At 70.8% G+C, this 14,063-nt stretch carries 9 protein-coding genes; 7 read left to right on the forward strand and 2 right to left on the reverse strand.

Annotated features, from left to right (window positions below):
• Nucleotides 1–110: 110 nt before the first annotated feature.
• From adhE to pflA, 3 genes are all read left to right on the forward strand, one after another.
• Nucleotides 111–2,777, forward strand: a complete 2,667-nt coding sequence (adhE, locus tag BS83_RS13020; protein ID WP_037603889.1) for a bifunctional acetaldehyde-CoA/alcohol dehydrogenase — start codon at nucleotides 111–113, stop codon at nucleotides 2,775–2,777.
• Between the two features lie 43 nt (nucleotides 2,778–2,820).
• Nucleotides 2,821–5,088, forward strand: a complete 2,268-nt coding sequence (pflB, locus tag BS83_RS13025) for a formate C-acetyltransferase (RefSeq protein WP_037603891.1) — start codon at nucleotides 2,821–2,823, stop codon at nucleotides 5,086–5,088.
• Nucleotides 5,089–5,162: 74 nt separating this feature from the next.
• Nucleotides 5,163–5,990, forward strand: a complete 828-nt coding sequence (gene pflA / locus BS83_RS13030) for a pyruvate formate-lyase-activating protein (protein ID WP_051945341.1) — start codon at nucleotides 5,163–5,165, stop codon at nucleotides 5,988–5,990.
• A 156-nt stretch (nucleotides 5,991–6,146) separates the two neighbouring features.
• On the opposite strand, the gene BS83_RS13035 is transcribed toward pflA, so the two are convergent.
• Nucleotides 6,147–7,019: an oxygenase MpaB family protein gene (locus BS83_RS13035; RefSeq protein WP_037603893.1), complete on the reverse strand. Its 873-nt coding sequence runs from the start codon at nucleotides 7,017–7,019 to the stop codon at nucleotides 6,147–6,149.
• Between the two features lie 305 nt (nucleotides 7,020–7,324).
• Here BS83_RS13035 and BS83_RS13040 point away from each other — a divergent pair, with 305 nt between their 5' ends.
• The gene (locus BS83_RS13040) at nucleotides 7,325–8,704 is read left to right on the forward strand and encodes an FAD-binding oxidoreductase (protein WP_037603895.1); all 1,380 of its coding nucleotides are present in this window, start codon (nucleotides 7,325–7,327) and stop codon (nucleotides 8,702–8,704) included.
• An 82-nt stretch (nucleotides 8,705–8,786) separates the two neighbouring features.
• On the forward strand, nucleotides 8,787–9,164 hold the full coding sequence (locus BS83_RS13045) for a nuclear transport factor 2 family protein (RefSeq protein ID WP_037603897.1): 378 nt from the start codon (nucleotides 8,787–8,789) through the stop codon (nucleotides 9,162–9,164).
• A 55-nt stretch (nucleotides 9,165–9,219) separates the two neighbouring features.
• Here the strand turns inward: BS83_RS13045 and BS83_RS13050 are convergent, their stop codons facing one another.
• Nucleotides 9,220–10,299: a GNAT family N-acetyltransferase gene (locus tag BS83_RS13050; protein WP_037603899.1), complete on the reverse strand. Its 1,080-nt coding sequence runs from the start codon at nucleotides 10,297–10,299 to the stop codon at nucleotides 9,220–9,222.
• Between the two features lie 379 nt (nucleotides 10,300–10,678).
• Here BS83_RS13050 and BS83_RS13055 point away from each other — a divergent pair, with 379 nt between their 5' ends.
• Nucleotides 10,679–12,004, forward strand: coding sequence for a lipopolysaccharide biosynthesis protein (locus BS83_RS13055; protein ID WP_157597164.1), 1,326 nt, complete (start codon nucleotides 10,679–10,681; stop codon nucleotides 12,002–12,004).
• A 147-nt stretch (nucleotides 12,005–12,151) separates the two neighbouring features.
• Nucleotides 12,152–13,966 (forward strand): hypothetical protein, encoded by a 1,815-nt coding sequence (locus BS83_RS13060; RefSeq protein WP_051943000.1) that lies wholly within the window; start codon nucleotides 12,152–12,154, stop codon nucleotides 13,964–13,966.
• The last annotated feature ends 97 nt before the right edge of the window (nucleotides 13,967–14,063 follow it).

Genomic DNA, 14,063 nt, shown 5'->3' on the forward strand with positions numbered 1-14,063 from the left:
AGGGAGGCCAGACGGGCTCGGAAAAGCCCCGGACAGGATGACGATCCGAAAGGTGGTCCACCATGCCCCGCCGCTCGAAGCCCGAGGAGCGACCCCGGCCCGAGGCACACATGACTGCGCCGACCGACACCTCGGCCGGCGACCGGCCCGCGCCAACCGAACGCACCACGCCGTCGACCACCGTCGGCAACCAGGTCGACGTCCTGGTCCGCAACGCGCTGACAGCCCTCGGAGCGTACGACGGGTTCACCCAGGACCAGGTGGACCACATCGTCAAGAAGGCCTCCCTGGCGGCGCTCGCCGCACACACCCGGCTCGCGGTGCTGGCGGTCGAGGAAACAGGTCGGGGTGTGTTCGAGGACAAGGCGGTGAAGAACGTCTTCGCCTGCGAGAACGTCACCCACGTGATGGCCCGGACGAAGACGGTCGGCGTGGTGCGCCGGGACGAGATCGACGGCATCGTGGAGATCGCCGAGCCCGTGGGCGTGGTCGCGGGCATCACCCCGGTGACCAACCCGACCTCGACCACCATCTTCAAATGCCTGCTCGCGCTGAAGACCCGGAACCCGATCGTGTTCGCCTTCCACCCCTCGGCTCAGCGCTGCTCGGCCGAGGCGGCCCGGATCGTCCGTGACGCGGCAATCGCCGCGGGCGCTCCCGAGCACTGCATCGCGTGGATCGACCGGCCGTCGATGGAGGCCACCCACGCTCTGATGCACCACCCGGACGTGGCCACCATCCTCGCCACCGGCGGCAACGCGATGGTCCGCGCGGCGTACAGCTGCGGCAAGCCGGCGCTCGGTGTGGGTGCGGGCAACGTGCCCGCTTACATCGAGCGCAGCGCGGACGTCCGACGTGCCGTGAACGACATCGTGCTCTCCAAGTCGTTCGACAACGGGATGATCTGCGCCTCCGAGCAGGCGGTGATCCTGGACCGGGAGATCCGCGAGGACGCTCTCGGCGAGTTCCGCCGGCTCAAGGCCCACCACGCCGACGCCGAGGAGAAGGCGCTGCTGGAGCGGTACCTGTTCGGCGGCGCCGCCGACGGAAGCTCCTGCGCCGGGGACCGGCTGAACACCGAGGTGGTGGGCCGGTCCGCCGCGCAGATTGCCGAGGCTGCCGGATTCGAGGTGCCGACCGAGACGTCGGTGATCCTGGTCGATGTGGACGGAGTTGGCCCCGCCGAGCCGCTGACCCGGGAGAAGCTCTGCCCGGTGCTCGCCGTGCTGACCGCCGACGACCGCACCCAGGGAATCGAACTCGCCGGCGCGATGGTGGAGTTCAACGGACTCGGGCACTCGGCCGCGGTGCACACCGAGGACCCGGAGTTCGCCGAGGAGTTCGGGCACGCGGTGAAGGCGTGCCGGATCATCTGGAACGCGCCCAGCTCCCAGGGCGGCATCGGGGACGTCTACAACGCGTTCCTGCCCTCGCTCACGCTCGGCTGCGGAAGCTACGGGCACAACTCCATCGCCGGGAACGTGTCGGCGGTCAACCTGATCAACATCAAGCGGATCGGGCGGCGCAACACCAACATGCAGTGGTTCAAGGTCCCGCCGAAGATCTACTTCGAACGCAACTCCGTCAAATACCTGGCGAGCATGCCCCGGGCGCACCGGGTCGTCATCGTGACCGACAGGACGATGGTGGAGGTCGGGCACCTCGAACGCGTCAGGAACGTGCTGGACCGGCGCCGCGAACCGGTCGAGGTGCGGGTCGTCGACTTCGTCGAGCCGAACCCGAGCATCGACACCGTCCGCAAGGGCGCCGAGCTCATGCACGGTTTCCAGCCCGACACCATCATCGCCCTGGGCGGCGGATCGCCGATGGACGCCGCCAAGGTGATGTGGCTGCTGTACGAGCACCCCGAGGTCGAGTTCGCCGACCTGAAGGAGAAGTTCTTCGACATCCGCAAGCGCGCCTTCACCTACCCCGATCTGGGCGAGAAGGCGAAACTCGTGTGCCTCCCGACCACCTCGGGCACGGGCTCGGAGGTCACCCCCTTCGCCGTCATCACCGACACCGCCACCGGACAGAAGTACCCACTGGCCGACTACGCACTCACCCCGAGCGTCGCCATCGTGGACCCCGCCCTCACCACCCACCTGCCGAAGAACGTCACCGCCGACACCGGCTTCGACGCGCTCACTCACTGCATCGAGGCCTATGTCTCGGTCTACGCCAACGACTTCACCGACGGCTTGGCGCTCCAGGGCATCCGTCTGATCTTCGAGAACCTGGAGCGGGCGGTCACCGACGGGGAGCGGGACCCGGTGGCGCGGGAGAAGATGCACAACGCCGGGACCATCGCGGGCATGGCGTTCGGCTCCGCCTTCCTCGGCGTGGTGCACGCGATGGCGCACACCCTCGGCGCGACCTTCCACGTCGCCCACGGCCGCACCAACGCGCTGCTGCTGCCGCACGTGGTCCGCTACAACGGCTCCGCACCGGCCAAGGTGACCAGCTGGCCCAAGTACCGCAGCTACATCGCTCCCGAGCGCTACCAGCAGATCGCGGCCATGCTCGGCCTGCCTGCCGCCACCCCCGAACAGGGCGTCGAGTCACTGGCCGCCGCGGTCGAGGGGCTGCGCGATCGGGTCGGCATTCCCAGCTCGTTCAAGGACGCGGGCGTGGACGAGACGGCATTCCTGGAGGCGCTGCCGCAGCAGGCCATGAACGCCTATGAGGACCAGTGCGCTCCGGCCAACCCGCGGATGCCGATGCTCGCCGACATGCAGCAGTTGATGCGGCAGGCCTTCTACGGCGACCAGGCGTGAGGACCGACCGACCAGACGACCCGACGGGAAAGGAGCAGGAGACATGACTGTCCAGCAGACGGGAACGGTCACGCGGAACGCCTGGGAGGGCTTCAAGGGCGGCCTGTGGCGTGACACGGTCGACGTGCGCGACTTCATTCAGCACAACTACACCCCCTACGAGGGCGACGGCTCGTTCCTGGCCGGGCCGACCGAACGCACGACGGCCGTGTGGCGGCAGATCACCGAGCGCTTCCCCGAGGAGCGGGCCAAGGGCGTCCTCGACGTCGCGTACGACATCCCGGCGGGCATCACCGCTCACGCGCCGGGCTGGGTCGACCGGGAACGGGAGCTGATCGTCGGCCTGCAGACCGACGCCCCGCTCAAGCGCGCGATCATGCCGTACGGGGGCTGGCGGATGGTGGCCGGGGCTCTGGCCACGTACGGCTACCCGGTCGACCCGGAGCTGGAGAAGGTCTTCACCCGGTACCGCAAGACCCACAACGACGGCGTCTTCGATGCCTACACGCCCGACATCCTCGCCGCCCGCAAGGCCGGGGTGATCACCGGCCTGCCGGACGCCTACGGGCGCGGGCGGATCATCGGCGACTACCGGCGGGTCGCCCTTTACGGTGTGGACCGGCTGATCGAGGCCAAGCGGGTCGAGAAGGCCGAGCTGGCCGGGCCGCTCGAGGACGCGAGCCGGCTGGAGGACACGATCCGGCTGCGTGAGGAGCTGTCCGAGCAGATCCGCGCGCTGGGTGACCTCAAGGCGATGGCGCAGAGCTACGGCTGCGACGTCTCCGGCCCCGCTACGAGCGGTCGCGAGGCGGTGCAGTGGCTGTACCTCGCTTACCTGGCGGCGGTGAAGGAGCAGAACGGCGCGGCCATGTCGCTCGGGCGCACCTCGACGTTCCTCGACGTCTACCTCCAGCGTGACCTGGACGCTGGTCTGCTGACCGAGGTCCAGGTCCAGGAGCTGGTCGACGACTTCGTCATCAAGCTGCGCATCGTGCGCTTCCTGCGCACACCGGAGTACGACGAGCTGTTCTCCGGCGACCCGACCTGGGTGACGGAGTCGATCGGCGGCATGGGCGAGGACGGCCGCCCGCTGGTGACGCGGACCTCCTTCCGCTACCTGCAGACCCTCTACAACCTCGGCCCGGCCCCCGAGCCCAACCTGACGGTCTTCTGGTCCCCCCGGCTGCCACAGGGATTCAAGGAGTTCTGCGCCAAGGTGTCCATCGACACCTCCAGCATCCAGTACGAGTCCGACGAACTCATGCGCCCGCGGTTCGGCGACGACACCGCGATCGCCTGCTGCGTCTCGGCGATGGCCGTCGGCAAGCAGATGCAGTTCTTCGGTGCCCGGGTCAACCTCGCCAAGACCCTGCTCTACGCGATCAACGGCGGCCGCGACGAGATCAGCGGCGCCCAGATCGGTCCCGACACCGGTGTCCTGCACGGCGAGGTCCTCGACCCGGACGCCGTGACGGCGGCCTTCGACCGGCAGCTGGACTGGCTGGCCCGGACGTACGTCCACGCGCTGAACGTCATCCACTACATGCACGACAAGTACGCCTACGAGCGCCTTGAGATGGCGCTGCACGACCGGGACGTGCTGCGCACCATGGCCTGCGGCATCGCCGGCCTCGCGGTGGCGGCCGACTCGCTGTCGGCGATCCGGTACGCGCAGGTCCGGCCCGTTCGCGACGAGCGCGGACTGGCCGTCGACTTCGTCGTCGAGGGCGAGTACCCCGCCTACGGCAACAACGACGACCGGGCCGACGCCATCGCGGTGGAACTGGTGGAGACGTTCATGAGCAAAGTACGCCGCCACCCCACCTACCGCGGCGCCCGGCACACCCAGTCCGTGCTCACCATCACCTCCAACGTCGTCTACGGCAAGAAGACCGGTGCCACCCCGGACGGCCGCCGCGCCGGCGAACCGTTCTCCCCCGGCGCCAACCCGATGAACGGCCGCGACCGCCACGGCTACGTCGCCAGCGCCCTGTCGGTGGCCAAACTCCCCTACGAGCACGCCCAGGACGGCATCTCGCTGACCAACACCATCACCCCCGACGCACTCGGCCGCACCGAGCAGGAGCGCGTGACCAACCTCGCGGGAGTTCTGGACGGCTACATCTCCTGCGGCGGCTTCCACATGAACGTCAACGTCCTGAACCGGGCCACCCTCCAGGACGCCATGGACCACCCCGAGAAGTACCCGCAGCTCACCATCCGGGTCAGCGGCTACGCGGTCAACTTCGTGCGCCTCACCCGCGAACAGCAGCTCGACGTGATCGGACGCACCTTCCACGACGCGCTGTGAGCGCGACCACCCACGTGGTGCCGGCGCCCTCCCCGACCTCGGGTGCCGGCACCGCCCTCTCCCGGAGACCGTCCATGCCCGGACCCATTCCCCCGGACCATCCGGCAGGCTGCGCCGCGACGGCGACCAGCGCGACGGCCGCGACCCCGGCGGCTGCCGCAACCCGGCGCCCCGTCACCGGCATGCTCCACTCGTGGGACCTGTCCACCGGCGTCGACGGCCCCGGTACCCGCTTCGTCGCGTTCCTCTCCGGCTGCCCGCTGCGCTGCCTGTACTGCCACAACCCCGACACCTGGCACATGCGCGACGGCCGGCGCGCCTCGGCCGACGAGATCGTCCGTGAGGCCGCCAAGTACACCGACTTCATCCACGCTGCCGGAGGCGGAGCCACCATCAGCGGCGGCGAACCGCTGCTCCAGCCGCTCCTCACCGGCGAGCTCCTGCACCGCTTCAAGCACGAACTCGGTCTGCACACCGCCCTGGACACCTCCGGCTTCCTCGGCAACCGCGCCACCGACGCGCTGCTCGCCGACACCGACCTCGTCCTGCTCGACATCAAGTCCTGGGACCGTGCGCTGTACCGGCGCCTGACCCACCAGGAGCTGGCTCCTACGCTGGACTTCGCCCGGCGCCTGGCCGACCTCGGCAAGGAGGTCTGGGTGCGGTTCGTTCTCGTCCCCGGGCTGACCGACGCCGCCGAGAACATCGACGGCGTCGCCGCGTTCGCCGCGTCCCTCGGCAACATCACCCGGGTCGATGTACTGCCCTTCCACAAGCTCGGCAAGCAGAAGTGGCGTGCCCTCGGCCTCGACTTCACCCTCGCGGACACCCCCACACCCACCGGCGACCAGACTGCCTCGGCTCGCGCGATCTTCGCCGCACACGGCCTGCACGCCGTCTGACACCGTCCGGCCGGGCCCACTGCGGCGCACGCGCCTGCGGATTCCGATCGGATCCCGAAAGAGCCGGCCGGTATGGGCCCAGCGGGACGTCCGCCGTCGGCGCAGGGACCGTGGCCCTGTGGCCGACCCAGGGCGCAAGACCCTGCGGCTCTGACCTCAGGGAGCGTGCGGGTCGGGCGGCGTCGGCAGCGCCCAGCGCACCGCGCCCACTACTGCGCGCCCGGCGAGGGGCGCGGTGACGGCCTCCAGCGGGAGTGGGGGCAGGTGCAGCATCGGGCGGGCCCACCGGGGCAGCAGATGGACGGCGGCGGAGGCGAGCGACGCGTAGCCGGGGAGGAGGAGCAGCGGCACGGGAGGGCGGAGCAGGAGGAAACGCATGGCTTCCTCGCAGGCGGCCGTTGATCGGAGTTCGCCTCGGTAGAAGGTCAGGACCGCGGCCAGATCCTCGGTGCTCTGCGGCGGATCGACCACGCCCAGGGCCCTGGCCACCACCGCGGTGTCGGTCACGTAGGCATCGCACGCCGCCGGGGTGAGCGGAGACGCGCCGTAGCGCTGGTGGGCGCGCAGGAAGCAGTCCACCTCGGCGGCGTGCACCCACCCGAGCAGGTGCGGGTCCGAGGCCCGGTAAGGGGTGCCGTCCTCCGCGGTGCCGGCGATCCGCTCGTGCACCGCGCGCACGGCGTCCACAGCCCGTTGGGCGTCCTCGGCGGTGCCGAAGGTGGTCGTGGCCAGGAAGGCGCTGGTGCGCTGGAGCCTGCCCCACGGGTCGCTGCGGTAGCCCGAGTGGGTCGCCACCGCGCCCATGACCAGCGGATGCAGCGACTGCAGGAGCAGCGCCGTCAGCCCGCCCACGAACATCGACGCGTCGCCGTGGACCGTGCGGATCGGCCTGTCCGGGGCGAACCACCGGGGGCCGGGCGTTCCGTGGATCCGCTCCCTGGTTTCCGGCCCCTCCGGGCCGGCCACCCGCGCGAACAGTGCGCTGCCCAGCCACTCGCGCACCGAATCCGAGCCGCTGAGAAGCACCATGCCCCCAGTGTGCTCCCCCTCCCGCTCCGGCCGGCGCGGGAGGGGGAGGGGGCTGCGGAGGCAACCGGTCGCTCGCGGGCTTCGGCCCTCGGCGTCCCGTTTGCGAGGCGCTACAGGCGGGTCGAGGCTGGTAGGAGGTAGACCCGACCTGTCGGTGAAGATCGCCTGTGGCGCGTGCCCGCACGACACCGGGCCGATGCCCGGGCGGTGGTGTGGGGTGCCGGCTCCGAGGGGCTGCACCCACGCATGGAGCGCACCTGGCGCACGGCTGCGGTGCGGCCCGCATTCTGTGCCTGGAGGCCACCATGGACGGTCCCACCCTGGAAGCGATGGGCGCCGCGCTCCGCGGCCCGGTCCTCACCCCGGACGATCCCGGCTACGATCAGGCCCGCAGCGTCTACAACGCGATGGTCGACAAGCGGCCGGCCGCCCTGGTTCGCTGCGCGGACGCGGCGGACGTGATGGCCGCGGTCGACTTCGTGCGGAGCAACGGTCTCGACCTGGCCGTGCTGGGCGGTGGGCACAGCGCTGCGGGTCTGGGCCTGCTCGACGACGGCGTGACCATCGACCTGTCGCCGCTGCGCGGTGTCCGGGTCGATCCCGCCGCTCGTACCGCGCAGGTCGCCGGAGGCTGCACCCTGCGCGAGGTCGACCACGCGACCCACGCCTTCGGTCTCGGCGTGCCGACCGGCGTCATGTCCACCACCGGCATCGGCGGCCTCGCGCTGGGCGGTGGCCACGGCCACCTCACCCGCAGGTACGGCCTGACCGTCGACAGCCTGCTCTCCGCCGACGTCGTCCTGGCCGACGGAAGCTTCGTCACCGCCGACGAGGAGCACGACTCCGACCTGTTCTGGGCCCTGCGCGGTGGGGGCGGCAACTTCGGGGTCGTCACGTCCTTCACCTTCCGCCTGCATCCCGTCGACACGGTGGGTGTGGGGCTGACCCTGTGGCCGGTGGAACGCACGCGCGAGGTCCTGCAGTGGTACCGGAACGCTCTGCCGCAGGCCCCCGAGGAGGCCAGCGGCTTCTTCGCCGTGCTGACCGTGCCTCCGGGACCGCCCTTCCCCGGGGAGATCCACCTGACCAAGGCAGCCGGCGTCGTCTGGTGCCACACCGAGGGAGCCGAGGCCCTCGACAGCCTGCTCGACGCCTCGGGCATGCCCGCCGACCCGTCCTTCCGCTTCGTGGCCCCCATGCCCTATCCGATGCTCCAGGGCATGTTCGACGAGCTGATCCCGCGCGGACTCCAGTGGTACTGGCGCGGTGACTTCTTCGACCGGATCAGCGACGAGGCCGCCGAGGTGCACGCACGCTTCGGAGCCGCCATGCCGACCATGCTGTCCACCATGCACCTGTATCCCGTGGACGGAGCCGCGCACCGGGTGGCGCCGGATGCGACGGCCTGGAGCTACCGGGACGCGGTCTGGTCCGGCATCATCGGCGGCGTCGACCCCGACCAGGCGAACGCCGCGGCGATCAAGAAGTGGTGTGTCGACTACTGGCAGGAGTTGCACCCGCACTCCATGGGTGGTTCCTACGTCAACTTCATCGGACAGGAGGAGCCGGCGGACCGCGTCCGGGCGACCTACCGGGGGCACTACGCCCGCCTGGCGGAGGTGAAGCGGAGGTACGACCCGGACAACGTCTTCCACGCCAACCAGAACATCGAACCCGCCTCCTAGCCCTCGCGGGCACCGGGGCGAGCGCTGTTCCGGATCGACGAACGCGTACCCGGAGACGTACGAACCCCGGGACAATCCCCGTATGGATCACGAGAACGCACAGAAGTTCGTAGCCTCCTGGCTCGCCGCCTGGAACACGCACGACCTGGACGGCCTGCTCGCCCACTTCGCCGAATCGGTGACCTTCCGCTCCCCCGTCGCCGCGCAGCTCCTCGGCGGCGACGGCGTCATCCACGGCAAGGCGGCGCTCCGCGCCTACTGGACGGAGGGCCTGCGGCGCATCCCCGATCTCCGCTTCGAGGTGGTCGCCGTCTACGTCGGGGTCGACTGCCTGGTCATCAACTACCGCAACCAGAAGGGCGGCCTGGTCAACGAGGTGCTCGTGCTCGACGGCGAGCTGGTCACCGAGGGCTTCGGCACCTACCTCGATCCGGGCGACAACCCGGCCGGGGCCCGCTGACGCCATCAGCGATCGCCCGTCCCCGGTCGCCGCGCCTGCTCCGCCACCCCTGTCGTCACGCGTCCTTGAAGCCAATGACGCGCTTGACTGCCGCCCTCAGGTGGCGGTCGGCGGCCGTGAGCGGCAGACGCTCGCGGTAGTAGGCGGGGGAAGGAACCGCTCGTGCACCGAAGTTCTCCTTGAAGCGGGCGAGGGAGGAGCCGGGCTCGGCGTCCCCCATGTCGTACACGAGGCACCCGGCCGCACAGGCGTCCTCCACGGCGAGGCGGTGCAGCAGCTCGTTGGCATGGACCGGTCCGGCCAGGCGCCGGTCCATGGCTCCACGCCAGTACTTGGCATGGGTTCCGTGGCGCAGCACGACGATCGCGGCGGCCGGCTGTCCCGCGCAGCTGGCCAGCCAGACCGCGCAGGACGCTCCGAACCGTTCGGCGACCGCCTGGACCAGGCGGGGCGGCTCCCTGTGCAGCTGGCGCCGGCGGGCCAGCGCGAGCGGCTCGTGCTGCTGCTCGGCCCAGCGGGCGACGGACTCGCGGTACAGCTCCTGGAACTGCGGCACGAGACGACCGGTTCGGTCCACGGTCACCTCGACGGCCATCCGCTCTGCCCGGCGGACGCCCTGGCGCACCGTCGAGAGGAAGCTGTGCGACCACACCGCGTCAAAGCCCCCAGACAGGTCCAGGAGGTAGGTGGTGCGCTCCCTGGCGACGAAGCCGGGCGGCAGGGCGTTCTCGCCCACGGAGGGGGCGCGCGGATTGAACCGGACCGCGACACGCAGAGCGGGCAGCGCCCTGAGGTCGGTCAGGACGAGGCGCGCCTGCTGGGTGTCCAGGGGGTCGTCCGGGGCCACCACGCCACCCACACCCCATCCGGGCCAGGACTCCACCGCCAGCAGCTGTCCGAGCCCGCCGCGGCGCCGCACCATCGGCATCAGCAGCCGCCGTCCGCCGGGGAACCGGTAGAGGCGGCTCGCGTCCTTCAGAGGCCAGGCGTCGCAGAGTGAGTCGAGCCAGGCCGGGGTCTGTGTGGCGAGGGCGAGTTCGTCACGGTCGAGCAGGTCCGACCACACCTGTCGGGGTGCGGGGCTGATCACCTCGACCTGGCGGGACCGGCTGCCGCCTCGTTGCTTGCCGGGCACAGGTCTCTTTCCTGTCGGTCGGCCGGTGTGCGTGGTGCGCGAGGAAGCGCGCGACTGATAAGTCCCTGTTGCCCATTTTATGCCATGCTATGTCCATGGCCTGATCCGCGCTTCGCGGGTGCCGATGTGCTGGGGGAATCAACGGTGGCCCCGGGCCTTCCTCGGTCCGCCACCCCAGCGGATGCCATCAGGGCCGCGCGCGACCACGGCGGCTGCCGCCAGGACCCTGGGCACCCCGCCCGGCACCGAGCTCGACGGCTGCTTCGACCGCGGTCCACAACGGCCACGAACCCATGTCCTCGACGGGCGGCAGGCGCGCAGAGGCATAAAATGGGCAGTCGGATTCCGTACCCGGACAGAGAACGGGAGCCTGCCGGTGGTGAGCACCGGAACCAACACCTCGGCCGTCGGCGGACGATCGCTGCGGTCGCGGGGGAAGGCGTTGCTCGGCGCGGCCGGCCGCTACGACCCGCTGCTGCGCAACGGCCACCTGCTCACTCTCAGCTCTCTGCTGACGTCCCTCTTCGGTGCGCTGTACTGGGCACTCGGCGCTCACTGGTACACCCCCGACGAGCTCGGCCGGAACTCGGCGGCCGTCTCCGCGATGATGTTCCTCGGCGGCGTGGGCCAACTGAACCTGGCCAACGCCATGGTCCGGTTCGTGCCGTCGGCGGGGCCGCACTCGACACGACTGGTGGGCCGGGCCTACCTTGCGGCCGGCACGGTGACCTTGCTGCTCTGCGCTGTGTTCGTCCTGGTGGTCCCACAGCTGTCACCGGGGCTGGAGTTCCTGCACACCTGGGGCCTGGGCACCTGGTTCGTCCTGGCGACCGGCGCCTACGCCATCTTCAACCTCCAGGACGGCGTCCTCACCGGCCTGCGCCGCGCCGACTGGGTGGCCCTGGAGAACGGGGTGTTCTCGGTCGAGAAGATCGGGTTGCTGGCGCTGTTCGCCGCGGTCGGCACCGCCAGCGGCATTCTGTTCTCCTGGATGGTCGGACTGGCGCTCTCGCTCCTGCTCACCAACGTCTTCATCTTCGTGCGGGCCCTGCCCCGGCACCAGCGCGCCGCACCCGAGCCGGCCGCGGACGTCTCCGGGCTCACCTTGGGCTACGTCTCGGCCGACTACCTCGGCGCGATGTGCTGGCTGGCTGCCGTCAACCTGCCACCCGTGATCGTGCTGAACCGGCTCGGCGCCGCGGACAACGCGTACTTTTCCCTCGCTTGGCTGGTGCCCTTCGCCCTCTACGCCTTCAGCGCCAACATGGGCTACTCGCTCATCGTGGAGTCCGCGCGGAACGTCACGCGACTGGAGGACTACCGGCGGGTTCTGCGCCACGCCGGCCGCGTCCTTCTCGTCGCGGTCGCGGCGGTGCTGGCCGTCTCGCCGTTGGCACTGCGCCTGTTCGGAGCGGCCTACGCCAGTCACGGGCTGATCGTCCTGTGGCTGGTCACGCTCTCCGCACTGCCCAACCTCCTCAACTCGACCGTGGTCGCCCTCTCGCGGGCGCGGCGCCGGATGCGGGTCGTGGTGGGCGTTCTCGCGGCGCTGGCGCTGCTGGTGCTCGGCCTCACGGTCCTGCTGCTCCCCGTCCTCGGCATAGCAGGCGCGGGGGCAGCGTGGCTGATCGCTCAGAGTCTCGTCGCGGCGGTGCTGCTGTGGCGGCGCGAATGGTGGCTGCCCACCCCGGCGCCGTCGGCGTGAACCGGTGCGCGCCGTGGGGTGTTCGCACGGGAGGCAGCCTTGAACCACGAGAATCCGGGGGAGAAGACGTTCTCGGCCCGTCCGCCCCGCCTGCCCCGGCCCGCAGGGCGCCCCGCCGGGCCCCGCGACACGCCCGATGGCGGCCGAGTGGCAGGAGCTGGGAGGGCGAGCGCGACGGGCACCGGGCTGCGGCGCTACGCCGCCTGCGCACCGCTGCCGACGGCCCTGGTGCTGTGGCTGTTGTCGCTGCATCAGGCCGACCTGTCCAGGATGGGCGATCTCGGGCTGCTCCAGGTCCTGCCGCCGCTGTACTGGACCGCCGTCGTCCTGCTGACGCTCGGATTCCTGCTCACGCTCCGCCAGCCCCGTCTCGGACAGGGGTGGCTGGCCGCCCACGTCCTCACACTCATCGCCGTCATCCACGCCACGCCGACGCTGCTCTACCCCACCCTGCGCTACGCCTGGGCCTGGAAACACCTCGCCGTCGTCGACGCGATGCTGCGGCACAACGGACTGGTGCCGCACGCCGGCGCCCTGGACATCTACAACCAGTGGCCCGGTTTCTTCCTGCTCAACGTCGGAGTGCTCAAGGTCCTCGGCCTCTCCTCCCCCCTTGCCTACGCGGCCTGGGCACCACCCTTCGTCAACGCGCTGGCGCTGGTGCCCCTGCTGTGGCTGTACCGTTCCGTCACCACCGACCGGCGGGTGGTCTGGCTGGCGGTGTGGGTCTACTACTGCACCTCGTGGGTCGGCCAGGACTACTTCGCGCCGCAGGCGTTCGCGTTCGTCCTCTACCTCTGGATGATGGCGCTGGTACTGCGGCGACTGCCCCCCGCGCCCAGGACACCGGACCACCTGCTGCCCGGATACCCGCCTGACCGCGGCGCGCGCGGCAGACCCTGGGGATGGACGCTGGCCGTCGTGCTGCTGCTCGACGCCGCGATCGTCTGCTCGCACCAGCTCACCCCGCTGATGGTGATCAGCAGCCTGGCGCTGCTCGCAGTGCCGCGCCGCAATCGGCGCGTCGTGCTGCCACCGCTGATCGGCGCCGTTGTGCTGACCTCCGCCTGGGGCGCGACAGTGGCCAGGCCCTACCTGTCGGCGAACCTCGGCTCCTTCGTGACATCGCTGGCCACCCCGGACGGCAATGTGGCCTCCGGCTTCCGGAGCCTCGGCACCGCGGCGCCGGCCCAGGTTCTGGTCGGCTGGGCGGACCGGGGCCTGTCCGGCGCGGTGTTCGTGCTGGGCGTCGCCTGCCTGGTGCTGCGGCCCTGGACGCGGCGCACCCCGTTCGTCTGGCTCTTCTTCTCACCGCTGCCGCTGCTCGCCGCGAACGCCTACGGCGGCGAGATGCTGTTCCGCGCCTACCTGTTCTCGCTCCCCTACGCGGCGTTCCTGATCAGCGTGCTGCTCCGGCCGCGCTCCCGGGCCGCGGCCGGAACCGGGGCGCAGGCCACCTCGCGGCAGCAGCGGCCACGGCTGCGGGTTCACACGGTCGCGCTGCCCGCGCTGCTGCTCGGCATGCTGGGCGGACTGTTCTTCGGCTACTACAGCAAGGAGGCGATGAACTACTACACCCTCGACGAGGTCGCCGCCACGCAGTCGATGATCCACGCCGCGCCGCCGGGGGCGGTCATCGTGGGCGTCACAGGGTCCGTACCCGGTATCGACGAACGTTACGAGGAGCACCCGGAGGTACGCCTGACCTCCACCTCGGGTGCCACACAGCGGTTGCTGGTCGCCGACCCCATCGCCGGGCTGCGCGACAGCGTGGGCTTCGTGAAGCCCGGCACGCCCGCCTACCTGATCCTCAGCCGCGCCCAGGCGTGGGAATGCCGACTGACCGGGGAACTGCCCGGCGACATCGTCGCCCGGCTGGCGGCGGCCGCGTCCGTCACCCCCGGATTCACGCTGGTGTACCGGAACTCCGACGCGTCGGTGTACCGCTTCACCGTCGGCTGAGGCCTCCTGGGTGGACGGGGAGCGGCGGTCGTCACCGGGGCGCGGCGGGCTGAGGCGGGCCAGGGTCCCGCACCAGCCCGCGACCTGACGTCACAGC

It is taken from the genome of Streptacidiphilus rugosus AM-16 (assembly GCF_000744655.1).
GTDB lineage: Bacteria > Actinomycetota > Actinomycetes > Streptomycetales > Streptomycetaceae > Streptacidiphilus > Streptacidiphilus rugosus.

Bases quoted from the DNA above. Each gene is read 5' to 3' on its own strand.
- adhE (WP_037603889.1), top strand. From the start codon at position 111: ATGACTGCGCCGACCGACACCTCGGCCGGCGACCGGCCCGCGCCAACC.
- pflB (WP_037603891.1), top strand. From the start codon at position 2,821: ATGACTGTCCAGCAGACGGGAACGGTCACGCGGAACGCCTGGGAGGGC.
- pflA (WP_051945341.1), top strand. From the start codon at position 5,163: ATGCCCGGACCCATTCCCCCGGACCATCCGGCAGGCTGCGCCGCGACG.
- BS83_RS13035 (WP_037603893.1), bottom strand. From the start codon at position 7,019: ATGGTGCTTCTCAGCGGCTCGGATTCGGTGCGCGAGTGGCTGGGCAGC.
- BS83_RS13040 (WP_037603895.1), top strand. From the start codon at position 7,325: ATGGACGGTCCCACCCTGGAAGCGATGGGCGCCGCGCTCCGCGGCCCG.
- BS83_RS13045 (WP_037603897.1), top strand. From the start codon at position 8,787: ATGGATCACGAGAACGCACAGAAGTTCGTAGCCTCCTGGCTCGCCGCC.